Origin of the sequence: Streptomyces sp. G5(2025), from assembly GCF_049542075.1 — a bacterium.
GTDB lineage: Bacteria > Actinomycetota > Actinomycetes > Streptomycetales > Streptomycetaceae > Streptomyces.
In genome coordinates this window covers 338,565-363,137 of the sequence record NZ_JBMUZT010000006.1, presented here as the reverse complement: position 1 = coordinate 363,137, position 24,573 = coordinate 338,565, and the positions used below count along the sequence as shown (strand labels likewise).

At 72.0% G+C, this 24,573-nt stretch carries 26 protein-coding genes, 3 pseudogenes and 1 riboswitch; of the genes and pseudogenes, 8 read left to right on the top strand and 21 right to left on the bottom strand.

The features are described 5' to 3' along the window. Nucleotides 1-74: 74 nt before the first annotated feature. The 8 genes and pseudogenes from ACOBQB_RS12395 to ACOBQB_RS12360 all read right to left on the bottom strand — a co-directional run bounded on the left by ACOBQB_RS12395 (nucleotide 75) and on the right by ACOBQB_RS12360 (nucleotide 8,980). Complete coding sequence (locus tag ACOBQB_RS12395; protein WP_423591399.1) at nucleotides 75-854, bottom strand: SGNH/GDSL hydrolase family protein; 780 nt, start codon at nucleotides 852-854, stop codon at nucleotides 75-77. Between the two features lie 92 nt (nucleotides 855-946). After that, complete coding sequence (locus ACOBQB_RS12390; RefSeq protein ID WP_423591397.1) at nucleotides 947-1,960, bottom strand: hemolysin family protein; 1,014 nt, start codon at nucleotides 1,958-1,960, stop codon at nucleotides 947-949. Continuing rightward, nucleotides 1,957-3,288, bottom strand: coding sequence for a hemolysin family protein (locus ACOBQB_RS12385; protein ID WP_423591395.1), 1,332 nt, complete (start codon nucleotides 3,286-3,288; stop codon nucleotides 1,957-1,959). Before ACOBQB_RS12385 ends, ACOBQB_RS12390 begins: the two co-directional genes overlap by 4 nt. A gap of 185 nt (nucleotides 3,289-3,473) precedes the next feature. Beyond that, nucleotides 3,474-3,899 (bottom strand): GNAT family N-acetyltransferase, encoded by a 426-nt coding sequence (locus ACOBQB_RS12380; protein ID WP_423591393.1) that lies wholly within the window; start codon nucleotides 3,897-3,899, stop codon nucleotides 3,474-3,476. An 82-nt stretch (nucleotides 3,900-3,981) separates the two neighbouring features. Continuing rightward, a complete protein-coding gene (locus ACOBQB_RS12375) occupies nucleotides 3,982-4,908 on the bottom strand; it encodes a DNA glycosylase AlkZ-like family protein (protein ID WP_423591391.1) in 927 nt (308 codons plus the stop codon). A gap of 352 nt (nucleotides 4,909-5,260) precedes the next feature. Beyond that, a pseudogene (locus ACOBQB_RS12370) lies at nucleotides 5,261-5,467 on the bottom strand (LLM class flavin-dependent oxidoreductase); the annotation flags it as partial. Between the two features lie 50 nt (nucleotides 5,468-5,517). Further along, the gene (locus ACOBQB_RS12365) at nucleotides 5,518-8,082 is read right to left on the bottom strand and encodes an ABC transporter permease (RefSeq protein ID WP_423591389.1); all 2,565 of its coding nucleotides are present in this window, start codon (nucleotides 8,080-8,082) and stop codon (nucleotides 5,518-5,520) included. A 13-nt stretch (nucleotides 8,083-8,095) separates the two neighbouring features. Continuing rightward, complete coding sequence (locus ACOBQB_RS12360; RefSeq protein WP_423591387.1) at nucleotides 8,096-8,980, bottom strand: ABC transporter ATP-binding protein; 885 nt, start codon at nucleotides 8,978-8,980, stop codon at nucleotides 8,096-8,098. Between the two features lie 164 nt (nucleotides 8,981-9,144). Between ACOBQB_RS12360 and ACOBQB_RS12355 the strand changes: the two genes are divergently transcribed. The 3 genes from ACOBQB_RS12355 (at nucleotide 9,145) to ACOBQB_RS12345 (ending at nucleotide 10,319) form a co-directional block, all read left to right on the top strand. Further along, entirely contained in the window at nucleotides 9,145-9,444 is a 300-nt protein-coding gene (locus ACOBQB_RS12355) for a toxin-antitoxin system HicB family antitoxin (protein WP_423591386.1), read from the top strand. 4 nt (nucleotides 9,445-9,448) lie between these two features. Then, nucleotides 9,449-9,820, top strand: coding sequence for a fic family toxin-antitoxin system, toxin component (locus ACOBQB_RS12350; RefSeq protein WP_423591385.1), 372 nt, complete (start codon nucleotides 9,449-9,451; stop codon nucleotides 9,818-9,820). A 136-nt stretch (nucleotides 9,821-9,956) separates the two neighbouring features. Next, nucleotides 9,957-10,319 carry a VOC family protein gene (locus ACOBQB_RS12345; protein ID WP_423591383.1) on the top strand — a complete coding sequence of 121 codons (363 nt, stop codon included), beginning with the start codon at nucleotides 9,957-9,959 and terminating at the stop codon, nucleotides 10,317-10,319. A gap of 24 nt (nucleotides 10,320-10,343) precedes the next feature. Here the strand turns inward: ACOBQB_RS12345 and ACOBQB_RS12340 are convergent. From ACOBQB_RS12340 to bioB, 4 genes and pseudogenes are all read right to left on the bottom strand, one after another. Next, nucleotides 10,344-11,023, bottom strand: a pseudogene (locus ACOBQB_RS12340) (class I SAM-dependent methyltransferase). Between the two features lie 202 nt (nucleotides 11,024-11,225). Next, nucleotides 11,226-11,960, bottom strand: coding sequence for a dethiobiotin synthase (bioD, locus tag ACOBQB_RS12335; RefSeq protein ID WP_423591382.1), 735 nt, complete (start codon nucleotides 11,958-11,960; stop codon nucleotides 11,226-11,228). A 1-nt stretch (nucleotide 11,961) separates the two neighbouring features. After that, nucleotides 11,962-13,242 (bottom strand): adenosylmethionine--8-amino-7-oxononanoate transaminase, encoded by a 1,281-nt coding sequence (locus tag ACOBQB_RS12330; RefSeq protein ID WP_423591380.1) that lies wholly within the window; start codon nucleotides 13,240-13,242, stop codon nucleotides 11,962-11,964. Next, nucleotides 13,235-14,401 carry a biotin synthase BioB gene (gene bioB / locus ACOBQB_RS12325; protein WP_423591378.1) on the bottom strand — a complete coding sequence of 389 codons (1,167 nt, stop codon included), beginning with the start codon at nucleotides 14,399-14,401 and terminating at the stop codon, nucleotides 13,235-13,237. The genes ACOBQB_RS12330 and bioB overlap by 8 nt, the downstream gene beginning before the upstream one ends. A 120-nt stretch (nucleotides 14,402-14,521) precedes the next feature. On the opposite strand from bioB, the gene ACOBQB_RS12320 reads away from it, so the two are divergent. Continuing rightward, nucleotides 14,522-15,736, top strand: coding sequence for an 8-amino-7-oxononanoate synthase (locus tag ACOBQB_RS12320; protein WP_423591377.1), 1,215 nt, complete (start codon nucleotides 14,522-14,524; stop codon nucleotides 15,734-15,736). Nucleotides 15,737-15,770: 34 nt separating this feature from the next. On the opposite strand, the gene ACOBQB_RS12315 is transcribed toward ACOBQB_RS12320, so the two are convergent. Both ACOBQB_RS12315 and ACOBQB_RS12310 read right to left on the bottom strand, forming a co-directional pair. Next, the gene (locus ACOBQB_RS12315; RefSeq protein ID WP_423591375.1) at nucleotides 15,771-16,004 is read right to left on the bottom strand and encodes a DUF397 domain-containing protein; all 234 of its coding nucleotides are present in this window, start codon (nucleotides 16,002-16,004) and stop codon (nucleotides 15,771-15,773) included. 9 nt (nucleotides 16,005-16,013) lie between these two features. After that, nucleotides 16,014-16,880, bottom strand: a complete 867-nt coding sequence (locus tag ACOBQB_RS12310) for a helix-turn-helix domain-containing protein (RefSeq protein ID WP_423591373.1) — start codon at nucleotides 16,878-16,880, stop codon at nucleotides 16,014-16,016. 274 nt (nucleotides 16,881-17,154) lie between these two features. Between ACOBQB_RS12310 and ACOBQB_RS12305 the strand changes: the two genes are divergently transcribed. Next, on the top strand, nucleotides 17,155-17,595 hold the full coding sequence (locus ACOBQB_RS12305) for an ATP-binding protein (protein ID WP_423591371.1): 441 nt from the start codon (nucleotides 17,155-17,157) through the stop codon (nucleotides 17,593-17,595). Between the two features lie 28 nt (nucleotides 17,596-17,623). Here the strand turns inward: ACOBQB_RS12305 and ACOBQB_RS12300 are convergent, their stop codons facing one another. After that, complete coding sequence (locus ACOBQB_RS12300) at nucleotides 17,624-18,541, bottom strand: LysR family transcriptional regulator (RefSeq protein ID WP_423591370.1); 918 nt, start codon at nucleotides 18,539-18,541, stop codon at nucleotides 17,624-17,626. Nucleotides 18,542-18,657: 116 nt separating this feature from the next. Here ACOBQB_RS12300 and ACOBQB_RS12295 point away from each other — a divergent pair, with 116 nt between their 5' ends. Next, entirely contained in the window at nucleotides 18,658-19,275 is a 618-nt protein-coding gene (locus tag ACOBQB_RS12295; protein ID WP_423591368.1) for a LysE family translocator, read from the top strand. A gap of 92 nt (nucleotides 19,276-19,367) precedes the next feature. Here ACOBQB_RS12295 and ACOBQB_RS12290 read toward each other — a convergent pair whose 3' ends face one another. The 4 genes from ACOBQB_RS12290 to ACOBQB_RS12275 form a co-directional block, all read right to left on the bottom strand. Further along, a complete protein-coding gene (locus tag ACOBQB_RS12290) occupies nucleotides 19,368-19,841 on the bottom strand; it encodes a C40 family peptidase (RefSeq protein ID WP_423591366.1) in 474 nt (157 codons plus the stop codon). A gap of 3 nt (nucleotides 19,842-19,844) precedes the next feature. Further along, a riboswitch (cyclic di-AMP (ydaO/yuaA leader) is annotated at nucleotides 19,845-20,012 on the bottom strand. Between the two features lie 355 nt (nucleotides 20,013-20,367). After that, nucleotides 20,368-20,676, bottom strand: a complete 309-nt coding sequence (locus ACOBQB_RS12285) for a hypothetical protein (protein WP_423591365.1) — start codon at nucleotides 20,674-20,676, stop codon at nucleotides 20,368-20,370. A 7-nt stretch (nucleotides 20,677-20,683) separates the two neighbouring features. Beyond that, nucleotides 20,684-21,331 carry an ATP-dependent Clp protease proteolytic subunit gene (locus tag ACOBQB_RS12280; protein WP_423591364.1) on the bottom strand — a complete coding sequence of 216 codons (648 nt, stop codon included), beginning with the start codon at nucleotides 21,329-21,331 and terminating at the stop codon, nucleotides 20,684-20,686. Between the two features lie 136 nt (nucleotides 21,332-21,467). Next, nucleotides 21,468-21,863 (bottom strand): RidA family protein, encoded by a 396-nt coding sequence (locus tag ACOBQB_RS12275; RefSeq protein ID WP_423591362.1) that lies wholly within the window; start codon nucleotides 21,861-21,863, stop codon nucleotides 21,468-21,470. Between the two features lie 101 nt (nucleotides 21,864-21,964). Between ACOBQB_RS12275 and ACOBQB_RS12270 the strand changes: the two genes are divergently transcribed. Beyond that, nucleotides 21,965-22,348, top strand: a complete 384-nt coding sequence (locus tag ACOBQB_RS12270) for a winged helix-turn-helix transcriptional regulator (RefSeq protein WP_423591361.1) — start codon at nucleotides 21,965-21,967, stop codon at nucleotides 22,346-22,348. A 348-nt stretch (nucleotides 22,349-22,696) separates the two neighbouring features. Here ACOBQB_RS12270 and ACOBQB_RS12265 read toward each other — a convergent pair. Further along, a pseudogene (locus ACOBQB_RS12265) lies at nucleotides 22,697-23,008 on the bottom strand (hypothetical protein); the annotation flags it as partial. Between the two features lie 114 nt (nucleotides 23,009-23,122). On the opposite strand from ACOBQB_RS12265, the gene ACOBQB_RS12260 reads away from it, so the two are divergent. After that, the gene (locus ACOBQB_RS12260) at nucleotides 23,123-23,416 is read left to right on the top strand and encodes a type II toxin-antitoxin system Phd/YefM family antitoxin (protein WP_423591359.1); all 294 of its coding nucleotides are present in this window, start codon (nucleotides 23,123-23,125) and stop codon (nucleotides 23,414-23,416) included. A 41-nt stretch (nucleotides 23,417-23,457) separates the two neighbouring features. Here the strand turns inward: ACOBQB_RS12260 and ACOBQB_RS12255 are convergent, their stop codons facing one another. Then, nucleotides 23,458-24,426 (bottom strand): ABC transporter permease, encoded by a 969-nt coding sequence (locus ACOBQB_RS12255; RefSeq protein WP_423598438.1) that lies wholly within the window; start codon nucleotides 24,424-24,426, stop codon nucleotides 23,458-23,460. Nucleotides 24,427-24,573 lie beyond the last annotated feature (147 nt).

Sequence of the window (24,573 nt, the reverse complement as noted above, 5' to 3'; positions counted from 1 at the left end):
ATTCTACTGGCCATTCATGCAGGCCAGCGCCACGCCCCCGTTCGTCGGAAGCTACGAGAGCCCGCCGGGGGCCGCTACGGCAGCGGCCCGTCGTAGGGCAGCAGCTCCGGACGCTTCGGCGGGCGGCCGTCGCCGGAGGAGCGGCCGGTGAGGCGGCGGACTATCCAGGGCGCGAGGTGCTGCCGGGCGAAGCGGGCGTCGGCGACGCGGCGCGCGGCCCAGTTCAGCGGGGCGGCCGCCGACAGCGGGGTCCGCCAGTCGTCCTCGGGTGGATACCCGAGCGCCTGCCACACCGCCTCGGCGATCCTGCGGTGCCCCTCGGCCGTGGGGTGCAGCCGGTCCACGTCCCACAGGCGCTGGTCGCCCAGGACGGGCACGCCGTACAGGTCCACGACGACGGCTCCGTGCCGGGACGCCAGGACGTCGACGTGGGCGTAGAGCTCCTCCATGCGCGGACGGAACCGTTCCATCACCGGGCCGTTCCGCCCGGGGCTGCGCATCAGGACCAGCTGCTTGCAGGAGGGCGCCAGGCGCTCCACCGCCTCTTCGAGCAGGTCACGTACGCGGACCATGTCGCACTTGGGACGCAGGGTGTCGTTGAGCCCGCCCACCAGAGTGATCACGTCGGCCTGCATGGCGGCCGCCACGTCCACCTGTTCCGCGACGATCTGGCCGATGAGCTTGCCGCGCACCGCGAGGTTCGCGTACCGGAAGCCGGGGCTGTACGCGGCCATCCGGGCGGCCAGGAGGTCGGCCCAGCCGCGGTAGGTGCCGTCGGGCAGCAGGTCCGACATGCCCTCGGTGAAGGAGTCGCCGACCGCGACGAAACTGGTGTAGTTGGCATTTATCTGCATGGCAAAAGCGATGGTAACGCGCCGGGCACGGCCGTCAGCGAGGGGCGGGGGAGGTGCCGGGACGGTGCTTGAGGACGGCATCCCCCCGCCGCTCACACAGGCTGGCCGAACAGCTCCCGCAGGACGTCCTCCATCGTGACCATCCCGGCGAGCCTGCCGTCGGAGCCGAGGACCGCCGCCACATGCGTACGGCTGCCCCGCATCGCGGTCAGTACGTCGTCCAGCGGCGTCGTCTCGCGCACCTGGGCGATCTTCCGCATGTCCGGCACCCGGAACGGCAGGTCCCGCGGCGCCCGGTCCAGGGCGTCCTTGACGTGGAGATAGCCGACGATGCGACGGCCCTCGTCGACGACCGGGAAGCGGGAGAACCCTGATTCGGCCGAGAGGTTCTCCAACTGCTCCGGGGTGACGCCCACGCGCGCGTAGACCACGTTCTCCAGCGGCAGAACGACGTCCCTGACCGGCCGGCGGCCGAGTTCCAGCGCGTCGTGCAGCCGCTCCTGCGCACGGCCGTCGATCAGCCCCGCGTCACCGGAGTCCTTGACCATGCGGGCCAGGTCGTCGTCCGAGAAGCTCGCCGAGACCTCGTCCTTGGCCTCGACCCGCAACAGCTTCAGCAGGCCGTTGGCGAACGCGTTGATCGTGAAGATCACCGGCCGCAGCGCCCGGGCGAGCGCCACCAGCGGCGGCCCGAGCAGCAGTGCCGTGCGCACCGGCTCGGCGAGCGCGATGTTCTTGGGGATCATCTCGCCGAGCAGCATGTGCAGGTACGTCGCCAGGGCCAGCGCGATGACGAAGGAGATGGGATGGACCAGGCCGTGCGGCACGCCCACCCCGTCGAACGCGGGCTCCAGGAGATGCGCGATCGCGGGCTCCGCGACGACGCCGAGGACGAGCGTGCAGAGCGTGATGCCCAGCTGCGCCGCCGCCAGCAGCGCCGACACGTGCTTCAGGCCCCACATCACGCTCTTGGCGCGGCGGTCGCCTTCCTCCGCTCGGGGTTCTATCTGGCTGCGGCGTACGGAGATGAGGGCGAACTCGGCGCCCACGAAGAAGGCGTTGACCACGAGGGTCGCGAAACCGATCAGCAACTGGATGGCGATCATCGGGCGTCCTCCGCCTCGTCCTCGGTCAGCGGGGCGTGCAGCAGTACGCGTGCGGCGCGGCGCCCCGCGGCGTCCGTGACGTCGAGCCGCCAGCTGCCGACCTCGACGCTGTCGCCGACGGCCGGAATACGGCCCAGCTCGGTCGCGACGAGTCCGGCGAGCGTCTCGTAGGGCCCGTCGGGGGCCCGCAGGCCGACCCGCGCGAGCTGGTCGGTGCGCGCGGCGCCGTCGGCGGAGTAGAGCGTCCTGCCGTGGTCGTCCGTACCGCTCAGGGCGATGTCGGGCGTCTCGTGCGGGTCGTGCTCGTCGCGGACCTCGCCGACGACCTCCTCGACGATGTCCTCCAGGGTGGCGACCCCGGCGGTACCGCCGTACTCGTCGATGACCACGGCCATCGTGCGCTTGCCGGAGAGCCGGTCGAGAAGGCGGTCGACGGTCAGTGACTCCGGTACGAGCAGGGGCTCCCGCATCAGTTCGGCGACGGACACCCGCGGCCTGCGCTCGGCGGGCACGGCGAGGACGTCCTTGATGTGGGCGACGCCGACGACCGTGTCGAGGTTGCCGCGGTAGACGGGGAAGCGGGACAGGCCGGTCGCGCGCGTGGCGTTCGCGACGTCCTCGCAGGTGGCGTGCGCGTCGAGGGCCATGACCTGGACGCGCGGCGTCATCACGTTCTCCGCGCTGAGGTCGGCGAGGTTCAGCGTGCGCACGAACAGCTCTGCCGTGTCCGCCTCCAGTGCGCCCTCCCGCGCGGAGTGCCGGGCCAGCGCGATCAGCTCCTTGGGGCCGCGCGCGGAGGCGAGCTCCTCGGTGGGCTCCAGGCCGAAGCGGCGTACGGAACGGTTCGCGGTGTTGTTGAGATGCGCGATGAACGGCCGGAACGCGGCGCTGAACAGCCGCTGCGGCGTCGCCACCCGCTTGGCGATGGCGAGCGGTGAGGAGATCGCCCAGTTCTTGGGGACCAGCTCGCCGATGACCATCAGGAAGACCGTCGACAGGGCCGTGCCGATGACCAGGGCCACCGAGGACGCCGCCGAGCGGGGCAGGCCGAGGTCGCGCAGCGGGCCCGAGATCAGCTTGGCGATGGACGGCTCGGAGAGCATGCCGACCACCAGGTTGGTGACCGTGATGCCGAGCTGGGCGCCGGAGAGCTGGAAGGTGAGGTTCTTGACGGCCTTGAGGGCGCCGGCGGCGCCGCGCTCGCCACGTTCCGCGGCCCGCTCCAGCTCACTGCGCTCGACCGTTGTCAGAGAGAATTCCGCCGCGACGAAGACACCGCAGGCCACGCAGAGCAGCACCGCCGCGAGGAGCAGGAGCACTTCGGTCATCGGGTCACCTCCGTCCCATGATCGGGCAGGGGCCGGGGGAACGCGCGATGTCGGGTACTAGGAGGCTCGCCCATGGGCGGACGCTCACACCTTTCAGTCGGATACGAGTAGTGGTCCATGGTAAAGGATCAGCAAAGCAACTCTCGAACGCTCTCGAACCCCGGTCGAAGACGCACGGCCGGGGTTCAGTCCGTGAGGGGTTTCACCCACCGGCTCCACTGCGGTTCGGGGGCGTAACCCGCCGCGCGCCAAGCGTGGTGGGCGAGTTCGTTGCGGTCCAGCACCATCGCGTCGCCGCGCCGCCCCCCGAGGCGTACGAAACGCTCCTCCGCGGCGGCCAGCAGCGCCGCCCCCACACCTTGGCGGCGGTGGTCCGGGTGGACGGCGAGGCGGTAGAGGTGGCAGCGCCAGCCGTCGAAACCCGCGATGACCGTGCCCGCCAGCTCCCCGCCGCGCTCGGCGAGGATCAGCGCCTCGGGGTCGCGGGCCACGAGCCGCTCCACCCCCTCGCCGTCGTCACTGATGCTCGTGCCCTCGGCGGCCACCTTCCAGAAGGCCAGCACCGCGTCCAGGTCCTCGGGCGCGGCAGCCCTTATCCGCAGATCGTCCATGGGGCCATCCCATCACCGGTCCGCGTCGCCATGCACGGGCTTTCCACGATGCGGGCACGACGCGGACCGGGAAGAGGGGGCGTCAGGCGACGAGTCGGCGTTCCACTGGTGTGCGGTAGCAGGGGGTGACGCGGGTGGTGCCGAGAAAGGCTCGCAGGCGGCTGATCTCGCCGTCGACGGCGGCGCGGGCCCGCGAGCCGGGGTCGGTCAGGAGCCGGTGGCTGATGGGCCCGGCGGAGCGCTGGGCCCAGGCGCCGATGACGCGTCCGTCCCACCAGATGGTGGGGCCGATGTCGCCGTTGCGATCGAACAGGGCGCCGGTGTGGGCGTCGTCGAGATACCAGGCGCGGTGGCGCCGGCCCATGGAGGTGGGTTCGAGGCCGGGCAGGAGGGCCGCGCGGGGCTCGTCCGGCGTCGGGGGCGGGGCGTCCTCGGGGAGGAGGTAGCCGGTGCCTTCGTCGAGTTCGACGGCCTCCGCGCCGGTGGCGGCGATGGCCTTGCGGGTGTGGGTCACGGTCCAGCCGGTCCACCACTTGAGGTCGTCGGCGGTGGCGGGCCCGAACGCGGCGAGGCAGCGGCGGGCCACGTCGGTGCGGGCTTCGTCGGCGGGCAGCTCGGGGAGGGGGTGCCGACGGTCCAGCGGAACCGGGCGGAGGTCCAGGAACCGGCAGGCCGGCCGGGCGCGGCGCACGCGCCCTTCGGCGGCGAGGACGCCGAGGACCGTCGTGCATATCCGCCGGCGGGACGCGTAGGGCTTGCCGGGGAAGGTGACGATCTGCTCGGCGAGAGCCGGGAGGGCCGCGGCGAGTTCGGCGGCGGTGGCCTGCCCGAGTGCGGCGAGCGCGGCGAGGAGGTCGGCCTCCGCGGCCAGGTAGCGGGCTTCGTCCCAGCCGACCGCCTCGGCCAGTCGCTTGAACGCGCTGGACCGCTGGTTGTGGGTGTCGGTGACCGATGCGGCGTGCAGCACGGGGGCGAGGTCGGCGGGGACGGCGAACATGGTGCGGCGCACGCACCGCATGCGGACCAGGCCGCCGGTGCCGTACGGGGCCTCGTCGCCCGTGCCGTACGGGGCCTCGTCATCCGGGCCGTACAGGGCCCGGTCGATCAGGGCGGGGGTCGGCGCGTGCAGGCGGGCGGCGGCGCTGAGGTAGACGGTGGCCGTCCGTCGCGTGCAGGCCGACGAGGGCGTGGGCGGCGGCCGTGGCGTCGGTGGCGCGGCGCTCAGGGGTGAGGAGATGCCGGTGGGTGAGACGGGTACGGCGTTCGGCGGGAGTGACGCGGCGCAGGGTCGCGGGCATCGCTACCAGGTCTGCTTCTGGGTGACGGCCATGACGTAGCCGTTGGGGTCGGTGAAGTAGAAGAGCTTCTGGGACGAACGTGCCGACGCGCGGCCGCTCGGTGGCCTCGGCGGCGGCCGCGACGGCGGGGAACGGCGAGGGCGCGCCCAGATGGTCGGGGACGAGGATCACGTCGTACCCGAGCCGTTCCGCCTGGCGGCACTTCTCACGCCATTCGTCCCCTGTCGACAGGCTCACCATGGTGACGCCGAAACGGAACGGCCTGGCCATGAACTCTCCTCGCGTACAAGCAGGTTGACTGACGGCGGGGCCTCAGTCCATCACTCGTGCGCGATGGCCGCCAGTACATTCATGCGGGAGGCGCGCAAGGCGGGCAGCAACGCCGCGGCGAGGCCCACGACCACCGAGCCGATCACCACGGCGACGATGGTCCCCCAGGGGAACGCGAGTTCCTTCATGCCCTGGAGCGCGAGCACCTGATGTACGGCGACGCCCCAGACCAGCCCGAGCGCGAGGCCGAGCAGCGCCCCGAACACCGCGATCACCACCGACTCCAGCCGGATCATCCGGCGCAGCTGACGCCGCCCGAGCCCGATGGCGCGCAGCAGCCCGATCTCACGGGTGCGCTCCACCACCGACAGGGCCAGGGTGTTGACCACACCCAGTACCGCGATGACGATCGCGAGGCCGAGCAGCGCGTAGACGAGGTAGAGCATCACAGCGATCTGCTGCCGGATCAGCTCCTTGTAGTCGGCCTGGTCGCGGACCTGGACCTGCGGATACGGATCGAGGGTCTTCTCCAGCCGCTCGCGCAGCGTGTCCGCGTCCGTGCCGGACGCCGCGTTGACGTAGACCGCCGAGTCCTGTCCGTCCGGCACGTACTTCTCGACCGTCTTCAGCCCGAGGAAGAGCCCGCCCTCGATGCCGAACCCCTCGGGCGCGTCCTGATCGGTGAGCGCCTCCACCGTCAGCTTCGTCTCCCGCCCGCCGGGGAACGTCGCCGCCAGGGCGTCGCCGACACGCACCCCGTGCTCGTGCGCGAAGTCCTTGTCCATGCCGATGCGGCCGGGCGCGAGTGCGGCGCGCGAACTCCCCTCGGCGTACGTGATGTCGGCGACGTCGTCGAGCCGCGGGTCGTAGCCCGCGGCGGTCGACTCGACCTTCTCGCCGTCGGGGAGCGCCAGTTCGATGGGGCTGAAGCGCTGGCGCACGACGAGGCCCGCGCCGCCGGTGTCCTCGATCTTCGCCGTGATCTCCGGTGAGAACGGCATGAAGTTGGCGTTCTGTACGACGAAGTCGGCGCCGAGCGTCTCGTCGATCCGTCGGTCGAACGACTTGGTCATCGACGCGCTCGCCACCGAGAGACCGCCGACCAGCGCGAGCCCCACCATCAGAGCGGCCGCCGTGGCTCCCGTGCGGCGCGGGTTGCGCAGGGCGTTGCGCTGGCTCATCCGGCCGACCGGACCGAAGACCGCGGGGAACGCCCCGCCGAGCACCCGGATCACCGGGCGCACCAGGAGCGGCCCCGCGATGACGGTGGCGACGAGCGTCAGGACGATGCCGAGCCCGAGGAGCGACGCCGCCGAGGAGGTCGTGTCGGCGACCACGCAGCCCACCAGGGCCGCAGCCCCGGCCACCGCGACGACCGAACCCGCCACCGCCCGCACCTTCAACGGCCGCCCCACGCCGACGATCTCGGCGTCCGCGAGCGCCGCCATCGGCGAGACGTGGGCGGCCCTGCGCGCCGGGAGGTACGCCGCGACGAACGTGACGCCGACCCCGACGACGTACGACGCCACGGGGGTCGCCCAGTTGAGGACCATCTCCGTGGACTTCAGGTTCATCCCGAGCGCGCCCATCAGCTCGATGAGGCCGAGGGCCAGACCGATGCCGGCGGCCAGCCCCAGCGTCGAGCCGACCAGGCCGAGCAGCAGCGCCTCGAAGAGCACGGAGCGGCGCACCTGGCCGCGGTCGGCGCCGAGCGCGCGCAGCAGGCCCAGCTCACGGGTGCGCTGGGCGATGAGCATCGAGAAGGTGTTGACGATCAGGAAGATGCCCACGAGCACGGCGACACCGGCGAAGCCCAGCATCACGTACTTGATGACGTCCAGAAAGCCGCCGAGCGAGGCGGCGGCGGACTCGGCCTGTTCCTCGGCGGTCTCCAGCTCGTAGCCCGCGCCGACCTCGGCGGCGATGCGGCGCTTCAGCGTGTCGTCGTCGACGCCCGGGGCGGCGGTCACGGAGATGCTCGTGGCCGCGTCCGGGACGCCGAGCAGCTTCCGCTGCGCGGTCGGGGTGTCCAGGAAGACGAGGGCGGCGCCGGGGTTGGTGGTGGTGAACGTGGCGATGCCGACAATCTCGACCCTGAACGAGCCGGGGCGGGCGAGGACGGTCAGGGTGTCGCCGAGTTCCACGCCCTTCTTGTCGGCCGTGTCCGCGTCCAGCATCGCCTGGCCCGCGCCGCGCGGCGCGTGGCCCGAGGTCAGCTCCACGGGGCTGCGGTCGGTGGGGTACCAGTTGGTGGCGACGGTCGGCGCGCCGGTCGTCGAGCCGACCGGTTCGTTGTCACGGTCGACGACGGTGATGTTGTCGACGGACGCGTCGACGTGGGCGTCCGCGACGCCCTCGACCTTCGCGACCCGCTCCTTCAGGCGTGCGGGCACGGTCGGCGTGCGCCCGGACGGCACCGCCTCGTCGAGGTCCTCCTCCGGCCCGACCGTCACATCGGCCGAGGTGGAGGCGAACAGCCGGTCGAAGGTACGCGTCACCGTGTCCGAGAAGATCAGACTGCCCGCGACGAACGCGACCGAGAGGATGACGGCAAGGGCGGAGAGCACCAGCCGGCCCTTGTGCGCGAGGAAGCTCCTGAGCGTCGCCTTCAGCACAGCGGCCCCCTGCTCAGCTCTGCTCGGACGGGTCGCCCAGGGACGCTTCGGCGCCGGGGCCGCCCGGGGTTTCCCGCGCGGGTCCTGGGCCCTGGCCGCCCGGTGGGCCCGGCGACGGCGCCGCGTGCATGGCGTCGAACCGCTTCATCCGTTCGAGCACCGCGTCGGCGGTGGGGCGCTCCAAGTCGTCCACGATCCGGCCGTCGCCGAGGAAGAGGACCAGGTCGGAGTGGGCGGCGGCACCGGGATCGTGGGTCACCATGACGACGGTCTGACCCAGCTGGTCGACCGCGTCCCGCAGAAAGCCGAGCACCTCCAGACCGGCCCGCGAGTCGAGATTGCCCGTCGGCTCGTCGGCGAAGATCAACTCGGGCTTCGCCGCCAGCGCCCGCGCGCACGCCACCCGCTGCTGCTGCCCGCCGGACAGTTGCGCGGGGCGGTGCTTCAGCCGGTCCCGCAGCCCCAGCGTGTCGATCACGTGATCCAGCCACGCCTGATCCGGCCGCCGGCCCGCGATGTCCATCGGAAGCGTCATGTTCTCCAGCGCGCTGAGCGTGGGGATGAGGTTGAACGACTGGAACATGAACCCGACGCGGTCGCGCCGCAGCCGGGTCAGCTCCCGCTCCCTGAGGCCCGTGATCTCGGTGTCGCCGAGCCACACCTGACCCGCCGAGACGCTGTCCAGACCGGCCAGGCAGTGCATCAGCGTGGACTTCCCCGACCCGGAAGGGCCCATGACAGCCGTGAAACGCTCACGTGCGATGTCCACGTCGACCGAGTCGAGGGCGAGGACGGTCGTCTCGCCCGAGCCGTACGCCTTCGTCAGCCCCCGGGCGCGGGCGGCGGTCCCGGCCGCCCCGGAACGGCCGGTGAACGGTGCCGAATCAGGTATGGGCAAGGCCGCCTCCCGGGTTGTGGCCGGTCCAACTCCCGTATGCCCGCCGAGAGTAGTGGGACGGGCCGAGCCCGCGATATCCCCCCGAGGTCGGGCCCGCGGACGTATGTAAGGGGCACGCTCCCGGCACCCTTGTCGTGCTAGCACACCGGCGCTAGCTTGAGGAAATGGCGAAGACTCAGCTGAACGTACGCGTGGACGAGGACACCGCCCGGGCCGCACGAGAACGCGCCCTGGCCCGAGGCGTGAGTGTCAACCGCTACATCGAGGAACTCGTGAAACAGGACGCCGGCGAAGTCGGACACACGTTCGTCGAGGCGGCCGCCGACTTCATGAAGCAGTACGAGTCCGTGTTCGCCGAGGAGTTCGGGACGGAGCGCGAGGGCACCCGCCCGGTCCGGGAGCCGGTCCGCGCCGTATGCGCGCCGCACGAGAGCGCGCGGCCGCTCGGTGAAGGCCGTCGTTGAGCCGTTGAACCTCAGAATCGATCTTGCCTGGCTCCTGATGATCGCCGAACACAAGACGCCCGGGGACCCTCAGGTCACCGACTGGGGAGCGCTCGTCGCCGCCATCAGCCGGCACGAGGCGGAGATATTCGGCATGCCCGTCTACGAGACCCCGCACGACCGGGCCGCGGCGCTCCTGCAACTGCTGCTCCACCTCCCCGCGCTGGAACGTTCCAACGCTCTCTTCGCCTCCTCCGTCGCGTACGCCTATCTCGTCTCCAGCGGCATGAAGGTGGTCACCTCGCCCGAACAAGTGCGTGACCTCGCGCGTCTGGTGAAGGACGGCGGCGCGAGCGTGCACGCGATCGCCGAGCGGTTGCGTCAGTGGAGCCTGTGAGCCTGTGCGTTGCCGCAGGTTCTGGGCGATGAATTCCGGGCCCGGGCACGGTCATAAGAGGTGACCGGCAACGAGCCGACCGGGGCGTGTGCCGAAGCCAGGACCGCTCCCGTCACCGGCAGCCGAAGGAGCCCCGATGCCCGCCGCCGTCCAGCCGATCGTCGTCACCCCCGACGTCCACCGCCTCCAGGCCTTCTACCGCGACCTGCTCGGAGCCGAACCGGCGGAGCGGTACCCGCGGGACGGCGCGGTCTTCTTCGTGGAGCTGCGGATCGGCGACGCGGGGCTCGGCATCGTCGCGAACGACGCGGTCGAGACCGGCACGCCGGGGCGGGTGCTCCTGAGCGTCGCGGTGGACACCCTCGACGACGTACTGAGCCGTGTCGAGCCGCTGGGCGGGACGGTACTGGGTGAGCCGAACGACATGCCGTGGGGGCAGCGCGTCGCCCACATCAGGGACCCCGACGGCAACGCCGTCAACCTGACCCAGGCGATCTGACCACAGACCCACGCCTCCCGGGCGTCACGGGGCGTCCGGGCGGCGTGCCGTACCGATCACGCAGTACGAGGTGGGCAGGCGCGGCCCCTTCGCGGGCACCAGGATCCGGCGGTACGCGCCGAGTTCGAAGCCCGCCTCGCGCAGCGCGCCCAGCGTGTCCCGCGCGACGTGGCAGCCGCCGAACAGCGGGGGCCACACCGTGCGGTCCAGTACGCGCTGGGTGGCCGCCATCAGCGTGCCCGGGGCCCGGCCGTGCTCGAGAAGCGCAGCTCACCGCCGGGCCGCAGCACCCGGCGCAACTCGCTCAGTGCCCGCGGCACATCGCGCACGCTGCACAGCACGAGCGAGGCCACGGCCGCCTCGAAGGCCTCGCTCTTGACGGGCAGCGCCTCGGCGGCGCCGGGCACCACGTCGACGGGGACCTCCGCGCGCAGGGCGGCGGACAGGGCCAACTTCCGCAGGACGCGCTCCGGTTCGATGGCCACGACTTCGGAGACCGCGCCCGGGTAGTGCGCGAAGTTCAGTCCGTTGCCCGCGCCGACCTCGATCACCCGGCCGGAGAGCCCGGCGAGGAGTTCCTTGCGGTGGACGGAGATCACGGGCTCGACGGCCACGCTCTGACGTGCGTAGAAACGAGCGAAGACGGGGTGGTGCACGGCGTCGTGGGACGTCGGCTTGGGTGCCCGTGGACGTAGGCGCGACAGTGGTGACACGGTCCCTCCTCGGCGAGGTGAGCGGATACCGCAATGGTGCCCCGGTGCGAGGCATTCCCCTCCTGCCCACGGCGACGAGTCCCCCGGAGGAGACGCAGCGAGACCAGCACCGTGGCCGACGGCCCCGACTGCCGGCCCCGACCCCCAACCCCAAGCGGGGCATGGTTCGCTTGGCCCGCGTAGGGGGCGTGGCTCAGGAGGTCAACGGTCGCGGTGCCTCCCGCCTCGTGAAGGCCCGCGCGTCCCACGTGCCGCCCAGCGCCGGGCCCAGCCAGCCCACGGCCGCCGCGCGGAACGCGGAGCCCTCCAGCGTGCCGGCGCCCTCCGGAACCGCGCCCAGGAGGTCGGCGTCCGCCGCCTTCGGGAGGTCCGCCAGGTTGCAGCGCGAGGCCAGGTCGGGGGCGGTCGGCCAGCTGCCGATGGTGACGCCCAGCTGGCGTAGGCCGCGTGTCCGCAGCGCCTCCGCCGACAGCGTCACCGTGTTCAGCGTGCCGAGGCCCGCCGACGCGACCAGCAGGACAGGGGCGTCCAGGAGCCGCGCCGCGTCGGCGAGCGTGCCGCCCTCCTCGTCGAAGCGGACGAGCAGCCCGCCCGCCCCCTCGACGAGGACCAAGTCGTGCTCCGTGGCCAGCTTCGCGGCGGCGTCCGCCACGTCGGCGGGACGCACCGGCGCCATCCCGGCCCGCCGCGCCGCGGTCTGAGGCGCCAACGGCTCCGGGAAACGGGCGAGTTCGAGCGCGGTGACACCCTCGCCCGCGAGCCGCCGCACCTCCTGCGCGTCCCCCGGCTCGCCGGGCGCGACCCCGGTCTGGGCGGGCTTGAGCACGGCGACGCTGCGCCCGCCCGCCAGGGCCGCCGCCGCCACCGCGGCCGTCGTCACCGTCTTGCCGATCTCGGTGCCCGTCCCGGACACCACGATCACCGTCATGTCAGCCCTTTCTCGCCGCCGCGGACACCGCGCGCGCGATCCGCGCCACGTCCTCGTCGCCCGTGATGAACGGCGGCATCGTGTAGATCAGATCCCGGAACGGCCGCAGCCAGACACCCTCGCGCACCGCCGCCCGCGTCGCCGCCGCCATGTCCACCGGGTGGTCCAGCTGGACCACGCCGATCGCCCCGAGGACGCGGACATCCCGTACGGACGGCAGGGCCGCCGCCTCCGCCAGGCCCTCGCGCAGACCCGTCTCGATGCGCTTGACCTCGCTCTGCCAGTCCTGCCCGAGCAGCAGGTCGATCGAGGCGCCCGCCACCGCCGCGGCCAGCGGGTTGCCCATGAACGTCGGCCCGTGGGCGAGGACCGGGAGCTCGCCCCGCGAGATGCCGTCCGCGACCCGCGCCGTGCACAGCGTCGCCGCCATCGTCAGATAGCCGCCGGTCAGGGCCTTGCCGACACACATCACATCGGGCGTGACACCCGCGTGGTCCGCCGCGAACAGCGCACCCGTACGGCCGAAGCCCGTCGCGATCTCGTCGAACACCAGGAGCACGTCGTGCGCGTCGCACGCCTCGCGGAGCACGCGAAGATAGGCGGGGGAGTGGAACCGCATCCCGCCCGCACCCTGCACCACCGGCTCCACGATCACGGCGGCCAGTTCCCCCGCGTGCCGCTCGATCAGCTCACGCAGATGATCCGCGTACCTCTCCTCGTACGCGTCCGGCGGCGCGTCCGCGAACACCTGCTGCGGCAGGACCCCCTGCCACAGCTCGTGCATGCCGCCCACGGGATCGCACACGGACATCGGCTGCCACGTGTCGCCGTGGTAGCCGCCCCGCCACGTCAGCATCCGCCGCTTCTCGGGGCGACCCACCGAACGCCAGTGCTGGAGGCACATCTTCACCGCGACCTCGACCGAGACCGAGCCAGAGTCGGTGAGGAAGACATGCTCCAGACCCTCGGGAGACATGTCGACAAGGCGCTTCGCCAGCGCCACGGCGGGCTCGTGCGTCAGCCCGCCGAACATGACGTGGCTCATCCGGTCGAGCTGGCCGCGCACCGCTTCGTTCAGCACCGGGTGGTTGTAGCCGTGGATCGCGGACCACCACGACGACATGCCGTCGATCAGCTCGCCCGAGCCGCCCGCGAGCCGCAGCCGCACCCCGCTCGCCGACTCCACGACCAGCGGCTCCTGGCGCCCCGGCATCGGGCCGTAGGGGTGCCACACATGGCGACGGTCCAGTTCGAGGAGATCGCCCAGGGGAAGCTCAGGCATTGGGCGCGAGGTCCGTTCCCGCGCCCCGGCGGCGTACCGCCACCAGATCCGTCCGCGCCTCGCCGGCCTTCGCCTCGCCGGCCTTCGCCGCGGCCCCGCACGGACCGCAGCCGCCCCCCTCGTGCGATCCGCAGCCCACGGCGGCGTCCGCGCCCGCCCGGTGCTCGGGCAGCGTCACCTGGTCCGTGCCCTCGACCTCGAAGCCGGCGTCGGCGATCATGTCCAGGTCCGCCTTGCCCGCCTGGCCCTCGCTGGTGAGGTAGTCGCCGAGGAAGATCGAGTTGGCGATGTTCAGGGCGAGCGGCTGCATCGAGCGCAGGTGGACCTCGCGCCCGCCCGCGATGCGCACCTCGATGTCCGGGCAGACGAAGCGCACCATCGCGAGGATGCGCAGGCAGCGCTGCGGGGTGAGGTTCCACTCCTTGGCCAGCGGGGTGCCCTCGAAGGGGATCAGGAAGTTCACCGGCACCGAGTCCGGGTCGAGCTCGCGCAGCGAGAAGACCACGTCGACCAGGTCCTCGTCGCTCTCGCCCATGCCCGCGATCAGCCCCGAACAGGCGGAGAGCCCCGCCGCGTGCGCCTTGCGCACGGTGTCCACGCGGTCGGCGTAGGTGTGCGTCTTGGTGATGTCGGCGTACGTCGCCTCGGAGGTGTTGAGATTGTGGTTGTACGCGTCGGCGCCCGCGCCCCGCAGCCGCTCCGCCTGACCGTCCGAGAGCAGCCCGAGGCAGGCGCACACCTCGACGCCCTCGTTCTGCTCCTTGACCGCCGCGATGGTCTGCGCCACCCGGTCCACGTCACGGTCGGTGGGCCCGCGGCCGCTGGCCACCAGGCAGACCCGCTTGGCGCCGCCCGCGACCCCGGCCGCCGCGGCCTGCGACGCCTCGTCGGGCTTCAGCCACGTGTACTTGAGGATCTCGGCCTTCGAGCCGAGCCGCTGCGAACAGTACGAACAGTCCTCGGGGCACAGCCCCGACTTGAGGTTGACCAGATAGTTGAGTTTCACCCGCCGCCCGAACCACTGCCGCCGCACCTTCCCGGCGGCGGCCACTACGTCCAGGAGTTCGTCGTCGGACGTGGCCAGCACGGCCAGCGCCTCTTCACGGGTCGGCAGCTCGCGCCGAAGCCCCTTGTCCACCAGCGTGTTCAGCAGATCCATGGCGCTGATCCTTACGCACGGCAGCGTCCCCGGCCAAGGAGAGTTCGCACAACAGAAACGCTTTGAGGTGTGGGTATTGCCACACCCTGGCCAGGTGGCACGGCGGCTAAGGTCTGTGCAATGTCTACAAACAGGCACCCCGTGTCAGGCGCGCCCGGGTCCGGCGCCCGGCGCCCGCCGCGCGCGCCGCACTCTCCGTTCGACTGGCTCGACGAGCAGGCCAGGCTCCGCGCCGACGCCGGCCTCGTCCGCACCCTGCGCCCGCGCGCGGCCGACGCGGGCGGCCACCTCGACCTGGCGAGCAACGACTACCTGGGGCTGACCCGGCACCCGGAGGTCACCGAGGGCGCCGCCGCGGCGGCCCGGCGGTGGGGCGGCGGCGCCACCGGCTCCAGGCTCGTCACCGGCTCCACGGAACTCCACGCCGAACTGGAACGGGAACTCGCCGACTTCTGCGGCTTCGAGGCGGCGCTCGTGCTCTCCTCCGGCTACGCGGCGAACCTCGCGGCGGTCACCGCGCTCGCCCCGCACGGCTCGCTGATCGTCTCCGACGCGGGCAACCACGCGTCACTGATCGACGGCTGCCGCCTCGCGCGCGCCACGACCCAGGTGGTGCCGCACAGCGACCCCGACGCGGTGCGCAAGGCGCTGGCCGCCCACGACGGTCGCGACGGCCCCGCCGTCCTGGTGTCCGATTCGGTGTTCTCGGTCGACGGCGACGCCGCGCCGCTGGCCGAACTGGCGAACGTATGCCGGGAGTCCGGTGCGGGGCTGATCATCGACGACGCGCACGGCCTCGGTGTCCTCGGCGACGGCGGCCGGGGCGCACCGCACGCCGCGGGACTCGCGGGGGCCGCCGACACGGTGGTCACGCTCACCCTCTCGAAGTCCTTCGGCAGCCAGGGCGGCGCCGTGCTCGGCCCCGCCAAGGTCATCGACCACCTGGTGAACGCGGCGCGTACGTTCATCTTCGACACGGGGCTCGCGCCCGCCGCGGCGGGCGCCGCGCTCGCGGCCCTGCGGCTGCTGCGCCGCGAACCCGAACGGGCCGCGCGGGCCCGCCAGGTCGCCGCCGAACTGCATCGTCGTCTCACGGCCGAGGGCCTGTCGGCGGTACGTCCCGACGCCGCCGTCGTCTCCGTGCGCGCGCCGGCGCCCGAGTCGGCCGTGCGCTGGGCCGCCGACTGCCGGGCCGCGGGTCTGGCAGTCGGCTGCTTCCGGCCGCCGTCGGTACCGGACGGAATTTCGAGGCTGCGGCTGACCGCCCGCGCGGACCTCACCGACGAACAGATCGCCGATGCCGTACGAGTGATCAGCCGCACCGCACCCCGCTGAGACGACCCGGCCCTGCCCGGGGGCCGGGCCGCGGTCAGCGGAGGCTGTCGAGGAACGTCTCCCAGGAGCCGGGGGAGAAGAGCAGGGCGGGCCCCGCGACGTTCTTCGAGTCACGCACGGCCAGCAGGCGGGCCGCAACGTCGGAGTGGAGCGTGTCGAGGGTGGCTGTCTCGACGCAGTTGTTCATTCCGTTGCTGCGGCTGCCGCGCTGCCACCGCGCGCCCTGAAGGGTGGTGCTGGAAGGTACGTGCCGAGGCAGTGCGGTCATGGTGCCTCCTTACGCGCCGTCGATGAGTCCGGCGATGAAATCCTCTGAGTCCTCGGGTGAAAGCGCCTGTTCCTGAAGAGAGTTGAAGGCCTCCGCGTATGCCTGGAGGTCTTCCTTCCGTTCGAGATAGAGGCTACTCGTCAAGTGGTCGAGAACAACCAAATCCAGATCAGCAGTGGTCGGAAATGACAAAATAACGAAAGGCCCCATGAGGCCCACATGCTCGCCGGAGGAGAACGGAAGCACCTGAAGTCGCACCTGGGGCAACTGTGTCACCTCCTGTAACCGTGCGAGCTGTTGTGCGAAAACCTGCGGCCCGCCCACCGAACGGCGCAAAACAGCCTCGTCCAGGACCACGCTCAGCCGCAGCGGCGGCTCCGCGCGCAGCACGTCCTGACGGGCCAGGCGGACCTCCACCAGCGCGTCGACCTGCTCGTCGGGCAGCCCGCCGACCGCGGCCCGCGTGACGGCGCGCGCGTACTCGGGGGTCTGGAGCAGCCCCGGGACCACCGAGGTCTCCAGGGTCCGCACCCAACTCGCCTGCGCCTCCAGGCTGATGAAGTCGCGGTACGCGGCGGGCAGCAGGTCGCGGTAGGCCTTCCACCAGTGGTGACGCCCCGAGGCGCCGGTGTCGTCGGCCCCGGCCAGGGCCACGAGCAACTCGCTGAGGTGCGGGTCCCTCACCTCGTACGCGTCGAGCAGGAGGCGTACGTCCGTGGCCTTCACGCCGCTGCAGCCCGTCTCGATCCGGCTCACCTTCGACTGGTGCCAGCCGACCTTGGCGGCGGCCTGGCTGCTGGTGAGTCCCGCGAGGCCGCGCAGCGCACGCAGTTCGGCGCCGAGCCGGCGGCGGCGCACCGCTGGGCCGTACTGCATGTCCGTCTCCTTCCGGACCGATCCTTCGGGTCTCCCGGCGGCAGAGCGGGGGGACAGGGGCGACAGTAGAGGAAGTGGCGCCCGCGCGCCCAAATACGGTCGCTCGTGGCAGAGTTCACCGCTTCGAGCGACAGATATATGCACATCTCGGTGGATCGTCACCCGTGACCGGCAAAGGAATGGGAGGCTGGCGCGAAGCACCAGTCCGGGGCCGTCCTCGAGTCATCCGCTCCGAGTCGGAGACCGACCCCGGTGGGAAAGGGACAGCGTCGCCATGGCAGATCACCAGGAAGCATCCGTCACTCTGCCGAGCGATCCCGCCTCGGTCTCGGCCGCCCGCGCGTACGTGGCGAACGTACTCACGGAATGGGGCCTGCCGGGCGAGGCCGAAGTGGCGGACACGATCAGACTCATCGTCTCAGAGCTCGCCACCAACGCCGTGCAGCACACCCGAGGGCAGTCGCCCACCTTCACGGTGGACGTACAGCTCGACCGGGACGAGCGCCTGCGGATCGGCGTCACCGACAGTCACCCACGCTATCCGAGGCGGCTGCCGGCCGCCGTCCAGCAGGACAACGGCCGTGGCATGGTCATCATCCGCTGGCTGACGGCCGAATGCGGCGGCAAGCTCTCCGTCAGCCCCACGGCCGAGGGCGGCAAGACCGTGTGGATCTCCCTGCCCTGGACGGCGCCCGTCCAGCAGGGGCGCCGCTGACGCCGCGCACGCGACCTCCCGGTGCGGCTCAGCCCGTACCCGCCGAGCGCCCGAACGCCCCGCGCAGCAGCGCCCGGAAGGAATCGGCCGCGGGGCCCGACTCGTCGGTGCGGTAGGCGACGGAGATGGTCCGCCGCAGGCCGCCGGGGTCCAGGAGCCGCATGCCGACCGGTGTCGCGGCGGTGCGCGCCACCATCTCCGGCACCACGGCCACGCCGAGCCCGGCGCTGACGAGGGCGCAGACCAAGGCGTAGCCCGGAGTGTCCACCACGACGGCGGGTGTCGCCCCGGCCTCGGCGAGGGCCCGCTCCACGGCCTGCCGGGGCGGGTGGTCGGGCGCCATGCTGATCACCGGCTGTCCGGCCAGCTCGGCGAGCGGCAGCCGCGACGTCCCGCTGGTGAGGGCGTGCCCCGGCTGGGCCACCAGGACCAGTTCCTCCACGAGGAGGGGCTCGGCCGACACCGAGGCGGGCAGCGGCGCCGGGTCGGCGGGCTCGTAGGCGTGGGTGAGGGCGAGGTCGACCTCACCCGCCGCCACGGCCGCGACTCCGGACGGCGGTTCGTGGTCCGTCACGGTCAGCCCCACCTCCGGATGGGCCCTGCGGAACGCCGACAGGACGGGCGGCAGCAGATGGATGCCCGCCGTCTGGAACGTACCGAGGCGCAGCCGTCCGCCGGAGAGCCCGGCGAGCCGCGCCAGTTCGTGCCGGGCCCGCTCCATCTCGTCGAGCACCCGCCGCGCGTGCCCCACGAGCAGCTCACCGGCCCCGGTCAGCCGAGCCCCGCGGTGATGGCGCACCAGGAGAGCGGCGCCCGCCTCCCGCTCCAGCTTGGCCAGCTGCTGGGAGAGCGCGGGCACGGTGTAGCCGAGGCGCTCGGCGGCCCGGGTGATCGAACCGGCCTCGGAGACCGCGACGAGCGCGGCGAGCCGCGTGGGGTCGTACATACGAATCTCCCGTCGGCGGCGCGCCGCGGTATGTGCCGGGGCTAAACGTCTGCTTAAGGCAGACCCAGGATATTGCACATACCCGCTGAAGGCTCGCGCCCGGCAGGCTGGGCGGCATGGACGCACAACTGGTCGCCTTCACCGGCGTCGCCGCGGGCATGGTCGCCATGCCGGGCGCCGACTTCACCGTCGTCGTACGCAACGCCCTCGCCTCGCGCGGAGCGGGAGTCCTCTGCGCGGTGGGCGTCGCCGCCGGGCTGCTGGTGCACTCCGCGCTGGCGGTCGCGGGCGTCGCGGCGGTCCTCGCGGCCGTGCCCGCGCTCTTCAGGGCGCTGCAACTCCTCGGCGCTGCCTATGTGCTCCACCTCGCCTTTCGCGCGCTGAAATCCGCGGTGGCAGCGCGGCCCCCGACGGGCCACGAGCCGGTGGCGCGGGGCGGCGGTCTGCGTGAGGGCTTTCTCACCAACGTCCTGAACCCGAAGGCGCCGATCACGTTCCTCAGCGTGCTGCCGCAGTTCGTGCCCGAGGGCAGCCCGGCGATGCCGAGGACGCTGCTGCTCGCGGCCGTCGTCGTGGCGCTCGCCCTGCTGTGGTTTCCCGCCGTGGCCCTCACGGTGGACCGGCTCGGCAGATGGCTGCGCGGCCCGCGCGCCGCACGGGCCGTCGAAGCCGTCACCGGCACCGCTCTCGGTGCGGTGGGCCTGGTGCTGCTCCTCGCACCCCTGCGGGCGTGACGTGCGAGCGGTGCTCGGCGGCGGGCGCCGTGAACAGCGCCGGCCGCCGAGCACCTCCGAAGTGCCCTGGGGCATCTCCGAAGACAGACGGGTCAGCGGACCCGGCCGTACCAGACGCTCTTGCTCCAGATCTTGTCCTTGCGTACCACGGTCCCCCTCTTCGGTGCGTGCCAGATGCGGCCGTCACCCGCGTAGATCCCGACGTGGTAGACGTTCCGGCCCGAGTGGAAGAACACCAGGTCGCCCCGGCTCCGCTGGGACTTGGCGATGTGCCGCGTCTTGTTGTACTGCGCGGCGGCGGTGCGCGGCAGCTTCTTGCCCGTGCGCTTGTACGAGTACAGCGTCAGGCCCGAGCAGTCGAAGCGGTTGGGCCCCACCGCTCCATAGCTGTAGGGGGAGCCCTTCTTGGACGCCGCGATCTTGAGCGCCTTTGTCCCGTGAGTGGCTGCCTCCGCCTCCGACGTGAACCCGGGGGTCACGATGGTGGCGCCTACGACGGCGAGGGTGAGAGCCGATGCGGCCCCCGTCCTGCCGAGCAGCGACGGAACGTGATTCAGCGCGGTCATGCGTAACCCTTCGTCAGCCGCCTGTGAAGGATGACCTGTCGGGTTCGGGCAGGCGAAGATGCCCGGCCGCGTCGTGCTCTGCGGCTTCACCCCAAGGGCGTCGTCCGGACTTTCCGGGCGGGCCCGCCGTGCTTGGGTCCTCCACTCCTGCCGATGCACCGATGTCGACCGGTCATCCGGGTGGCGGCAGGACTCGGCGTCCGCCCGGATCGCCCCGCCGCTGTGGCGGGGTCTTGTCGTCGGAAGGGATCTTGACCCGAAAACAGCTCGAAAACCGAGTCGAAACGACGTTTTGTGAGGCTCCTCACGACTGATCCGTTCGGGTGGACGCTGTCGAATTCGACTCTCCGCGGCCGTGGCTGACGATGGTTCGACCAGCACTGGAACGTCTTATTCCGTCCTCGCCGTACGTCCCCGGCGCAACTCTCGACCGCGTGATTAAGGGGTCCCGGCTACGCCGACTGAGGTAGCCCATCTGGTCCGTTTTAAAGCGGAACCGGACGTTCTAGCGAGCGGAACGCGTCGTTCAGCGGCCTGCCGACGGTGGCACGCCCACCCGCCCGGCCCGCCGCTCGCCGTCGAGAACGCGCAGCGCCCGCGCGAGCGTGGCGGCGTGCACCTCGCTCTCGCCGCGCTGATGCATGAGGGTCAGCGCGTCCCGCAGGGCCGTCGCCCGGCCGACCAGGGCCTGGGCGGCGCGCAGCCCGCCGTAGGTGTGCTCGGCGCGGGCGGGGTTGATCCGGCCGAGCAGATCCACGACTTCGAGGTAGCGGTCGATCAGCTCGGCCTCCGCGCGGGTCAGGGCGGGCAGCGCGGGCAGTTCGGGTGGCAGCATCCGCGGGTCACCTCGTCCCGTGGGCGCCGAGCGAGGTCTTGCGGCTCGTCACGATCCGGTCCACGAGCCCGTACTCCACGGCGGCGGGGGCGTCGAGGATCTTGTCCCGCTCGATGTCCGCGGTGATCCGCTCGCGGTTCTGCCCCGTGTGTCGCGCGAGGAGTTCTTCGAGGAGCTCCCGGGTCCGCAAGATTTCGTCGGCCTGGATCGCCAGGTCGCCGGCCTGACCCTGGATCGGTTCGGCGAAGGAGGGCTGGTGGATCAGGACCCGCGCCCCGGGCAGCGCGTGCCGCTTGCCGGGGGTGCCGGCCGCCAGCAGGGCGGCGGCGGCCGACGCGGCCTGCCCGAGGCAGATCGTCTCCACGTCACAGCTGACGAACCGCATCGTGTCGTAGATGGCGGTCATCGCGCTGAACGAGCCGCCGGGGGAGTTGATGTACAGCGAGATGTCGCGGTCGGGCGCCAGGTACTCAAGGTGCATGAGCTGCGCCATCACGTGGTTCGCCGACGTGTCGTCGACGGGGGTGCCGAGAAAGACGATGCGCTCTTCGAGCAGCCGCGCGTACGGATCCAGGGTCCGCGTCCCCGAGCTGGTGCGTTCGGTGAACTCGGGCAGGACATAACGGGCGGACGGACGGTACGACGGACGGTACATGGCACGCCTCTCTTGTACGGGGTGACGGAGGAGACCGGCTCTCCACCCAACTCTCCGTCAAAAACGTACAGGACGTACGTTATTCCGAGCGAGAGACGTGCCGCGGTGATCCTGTGGAGGGCTCAGGCGGGTAGCCCTATATCGACATGTCGACGATGAAGCTGATCTCGATCATCTGACCGGGGAAGGTGAGTTCGGTGACGCCGAGGGCCGTGCTGGCGGGCCGATGGTCGCCGAAGTACGCCAGGTTGCCTGCCGCTGTCGTCATGGCGTTCTGTCGCATGTTCACGACGTACAAGTTCTGTGAGACGACCTGGTTCCGGGTGGCGCCGTAATGGTCCAGGACCTTGTCCAGATTGGCGTACGTCAGCTTGAGCTGGGCGGCGAAGTCGTCCGCGTGTACGAAGGTGCCCGACTCGTCGAGTGCGAGCTGACCGGAGACGTGGATCAGCTCGCCGGACCTGATCGCCTGCGCGTAGCCGAAGTCGCTCTCGGCCGGGATGTCATAGGTGAAGACGTCGATGGTGGTCAAGGTGGTCGCCCTCCTGAGGTGCTCTCTTGTGGTTACTCAGGAACTGTAGGAGAGTGACGCCCGACCTGGAAGAACGCACTTTTCGGTGACTGGGGAACCTGATGGTGACCAAGCAATTGCTCAAAGGCCTGCCCGAGGACGCGGACCTCAGGCGCGCGGACTCGCTGGCGCGGGAGATCTTCTCGGACGTCGCCAACAAGTGGGCGCTCCTGATCATCGAGGCGCTCGGTGACGAGACGCTGCGCTTCAGTGCCCTGCGGGACGAGGTCGAGGGCATCAGCCACAAGATGCTCACGCAGAACCTGCGCATGCTGGAGCGCAACGGCCTGGTCGAGCGGACGGTGCACCCCACTGTGCCGCCGCGCGTCGAGTACACCCTCACCGACGCCGGCCGGGGCCTGCGCGCCACGGTCGATGCCATGTGCGAATGGACCCACCGCCACCTCGGTCACATCGAGGCGTCGCGCTTCCGCTTCGACGCCTGAGGGCAGCGCCTGCGGTACCGGACCCGTCCGGCACCCGGCGTCACAGTTCGGCCTCCGCGATCCATGGCAGGGCGAGCTGACAGGCGGTCTCCACCGTCTCGGCTTCGGCGAAGCCGGGCGTGCCCAGACAGTGCCGCGCCAGTTCGCGCAGGCTGTCGCCGCGCTGCTGTTGGCACGTGTCCGGCGCGTGACGGAGGGTCCAGACTGCATGAGCAGGCCGCCGAAGACGGCCAGGGGCCCTTGAACAGGACCCTCCCGGCGCGCCCAACGCTCCGCGATGACGCCGCCCACGGAGGGGACCCGCTCGATTCCGCGCCACATAGGGTCCGCGGCGGGATAGACCACGGTGCCGACATGGGCGTGGAGGGCGGCGCTGCTGCACAGGAGGCAAGGTTCAAGCGCGGTGAAGAGGCGGTGGTTCTCGTGCCGGCGCCGGGACGACATCTGGGCCAGCACGTCGATCTCCGCGTGCGTGATGGCAGCCCCGGCGAGCTGCCGGGGAGGGGCGGCCGCCTCTTGGCCTGCGGTTGCACCCGCAGGCCACCACTTCGCCGGCGGCGTCGAGCAACGCGGCTCCGATGGGCCGGCTGCCCGCCCTGAACGCCTCCCACGCCAACGCGAAGGGCAGCCGCCAGACCGCCGACAGCGCGGTTCCGGCACCAGGCATACACCGATTCCGCCCGGCCGGAAGGCCCGGGGGAAGCCGCGTGGTGATGCGGCCGGACGCCTCCGCTGCACGGCTCACCTCGCGGAACAGCCACTAAGCTGGGCGGCATGGCCTACGAGATTCCGGTGACGCAAGCCCGGGCAGAGCTCGCCGAGCTGATCAACCGCGTCGTCTACGGCGGCGAGCGGGTCGTCGTCACGCGCCACGGCAAGCCGCTCGTGGCGCTGGTCTCCGCCGCTGACCTGGAGCGCCTCGAAGCGCTCGCCGAAGCCGCACAGGCCCCGGAGGAGCAGACGATCAGCACCGTGACCTCGATCGGTTCCGCGCCGGCCGCCGCTTCCGGGCCGGCGCACCGGCGGTTCGGCATCGCGGCCGAGCACCGCGGGCCCAACGCCACCTAGCGCGGCGGTCGTTGGCGGGCCAGGGGCAGGCAGGGGCGCCCTCAGGCCACCGGTGCGGTCTCCCGTACGGCCGAGGGTTGCGCCGCGGCCGGTGTGCGCCGCCCGCGCCGCGCGCCGAGCAGGACGCCGGTGAGGCCCAGCACGCCCCAGGCGCCGAGGGTCAAGGCGGGCGTCGTGGCCTGGGCGCCGTCGAAGAAGGACACCGAGCGCAGCAGGGAGCCCCCGGCGCCGGGCGGCAGCAACTGGCCGATGGCGCCGACCGGTTCGGGCAGCAGCCGCGGTGCGGAGGTCACGCCGGAGAAGGGGTTGCCGAGCAGCACCATCGTCAGGCCGCCCACCCCGACGCCCGCCGGGCCGAGCAGCGCGCCGAGCCCGGCGACGGTGGCGCTCACCGCGAGCATGGAGAGCCCCAACACCCCCGCTTCCGCCCACCAGTTGCCGATGAGAACACCCAGCCAGCTGTGGGTGAGCGCGGCGGCGACGGCGCCGACGAGTACGGCGGCCACGACCAGCGCCCTCACCGCGCGGACCCCGCGCAGTCCACGCAGCGTGACGAGGGCGCCCGCGGCGACCCCGGCGATCGCCAGTGGCAGCACACTCGACCCCAGCGCCGAGCCCCGCGGATCGGCGGCGGGGGCGGGCACCACGTCGACGACCGGGACCCGCGTGCCCTCCGGGGCCTGTTCCCGCACCGCCTGCTCCAGGAACTGGGCGACGACCGGGCTCGCGGCCGTCGCGGTCAGCAACTTGGGACCCTGCGGGGTGGCGACGACCGCGCCGTACACGGTCCGCCCCTCGATCGCGGACCGGGCGGCGGCCTCATCCGCGTAACGACGCACCTCGAACGCGCCCTCGCGCTGCTCCAGTCGCTGCGCGATCGGCCCCGCCGCCGCGCTCGGCCCGGCGACACCGAGAGGGAGGTCGTGCGGGGCGGTACGCGCGGCGGGCCAGGCGAAGGCCCACAGGGCGAGCGCCACGAGCGCGGGCACCAGGACCGCCACCAGCGCTATGCGGGGGCCGTGCTTGTCGGCGGTCTCGGCGCTCTCGGTGCTCTCGGCGCTGCGGGCACGCTCGGCGCTCCGGGTGCTCCGGATGCTCTCTGGTGGTGCGGGCACGGGACTTCCTCCTGCGGGCGAGAGGGATTTTAAGAGAAGGAG

Bases quoted from the DNA above. Each gene is read 5' to 3' on its own strand.
- ACOBQB_RS12395 (WP_423591399.1), bottom strand. From the start codon at position 854: ATGCAGATAAATGCCAACTACACCAGTTTCGTCGCGGTCGGCGACTCC.
- ACOBQB_RS12390 (WP_423591397.1), bottom strand. From the start codon at position 1,960: ATGATCGCCATCCAGTTGCTGATCGGTTTCGCGACCCTCGTGGTCAAC.
- ACOBQB_RS12385 (WP_423591395.1), bottom strand. From the start codon at position 3,288: ATGACCGAAGTGCTCCTGCTCCTCGCGGCGGTGCTGCTCTGCGTGGCC.
- ACOBQB_RS12380 (WP_423591393.1), bottom strand. From the start codon at position 3,899: ATGGACGATCTGCGGATAAGGGCTGCCGCGCCCGAGGACCTGGACGCG.
- ACOBQB_RS12355 (WP_423591386.1), top strand. From the start codon at position 9,145: ATGGCGAAGACTCAGCTGAACGTACGCGTGGACGAGGACACCGCCCGG.
- ACOBQB_RS12345 (WP_423591383.1), top strand. From the start codon at position 9,957: ATGCCCGCCGCCGTCCAGCCGATCGTCGTCACCCCCGACGTCCACCGC.
- bioD (WP_423591382.1), bottom strand. From the start codon at position 11,960: ATGACGGTGATCGTGGTGTCCGGGACGGGCACCGAGATCGGCAAGACG.
- ACOBQB_RS12330 (WP_423591380.1), bottom strand. From the start codon at position 13,242: ATGCCTGAGCTTCCCCTGGGCGATCTCCTCGAACTGGACCGTCGCCAT.
- bioB (WP_423591378.1), bottom strand. From the start codon at position 14,401: ATGGATCTGCTGAACACGCTGGTGGACAAGGGGCTTCGGCGCGAGCTG.
- ACOBQB_RS12320 (WP_423591377.1), top strand. From the start codon at position 14,522: ATGTCTACAAACAGGCACCCCGTGTCAGGCGCGCCCGGGTCCGGCGCC.
- ACOBQB_RS12315 (WP_423591375.1), bottom strand. From the start codon at position 16,004: ATGACCGCACTGCCTCGGCACGTACCTTCCAGCACCACCCTTCAGGGC.
- ACOBQB_RS12310 (WP_423591373.1), bottom strand. From the start codon at position 16,880: ATGCAGTACGGCCCAGCGGTGCGCCGCCGCCGGCTCGGCGCCGAACTG.
- ACOBQB_RS12305 (WP_423591371.1), top strand. From the start codon at position 17,155: ATGGCAGATCACCAGGAAGCATCCGTCACTCTGCCGAGCGATCCCGCC.
- ACOBQB_RS12300 (WP_423591370.1), bottom strand. From the start codon at position 18,541: ATGTACGACCCCACGCGGCTCGCCGCGCTCGTCGCGGTCTCCGAGGCC.
- ACOBQB_RS12295 (WP_423591368.1), top strand. From the start codon at position 18,658: ATGGACGCACAACTGGTCGCCTTCACCGGCGTCGCCGCGGGCATGGTC.
- ACOBQB_RS12290 (WP_423591366.1), bottom strand. From the start codon at position 19,841: ATGACCGCGCTGAATCACGTTCCGTCGCTGCTCGGCAGGACGGGGGCC.
- ACOBQB_RS12285 (WP_423591365.1), bottom strand. From the start codon at position 20,676: ATGCTGCCACCCGAACTGCCCGCGCTGCCCGCCCTGACCCGCGCGGAG.
- ACOBQB_RS12280 (WP_423591364.1), bottom strand. From the start codon at position 21,331: ATGTACCGTCCGTCGTACCGTCCGTCCGCCCGTTATGTCCTGCCCGAG.
- ACOBQB_RS12270 (WP_423591361.1), top strand. From the start codon at position 21,965: ATGGTGACCAAGCAATTGCTCAAAGGCCTGCCCGAGGACGCGGACCTC.
- ACOBQB_RS12260 (WP_423591359.1), top strand. From the start codon at position 23,123: ATGGCCTACGAGATTCCGGTGACGCAAGCCCGGGCAGAGCTCGCCGAG.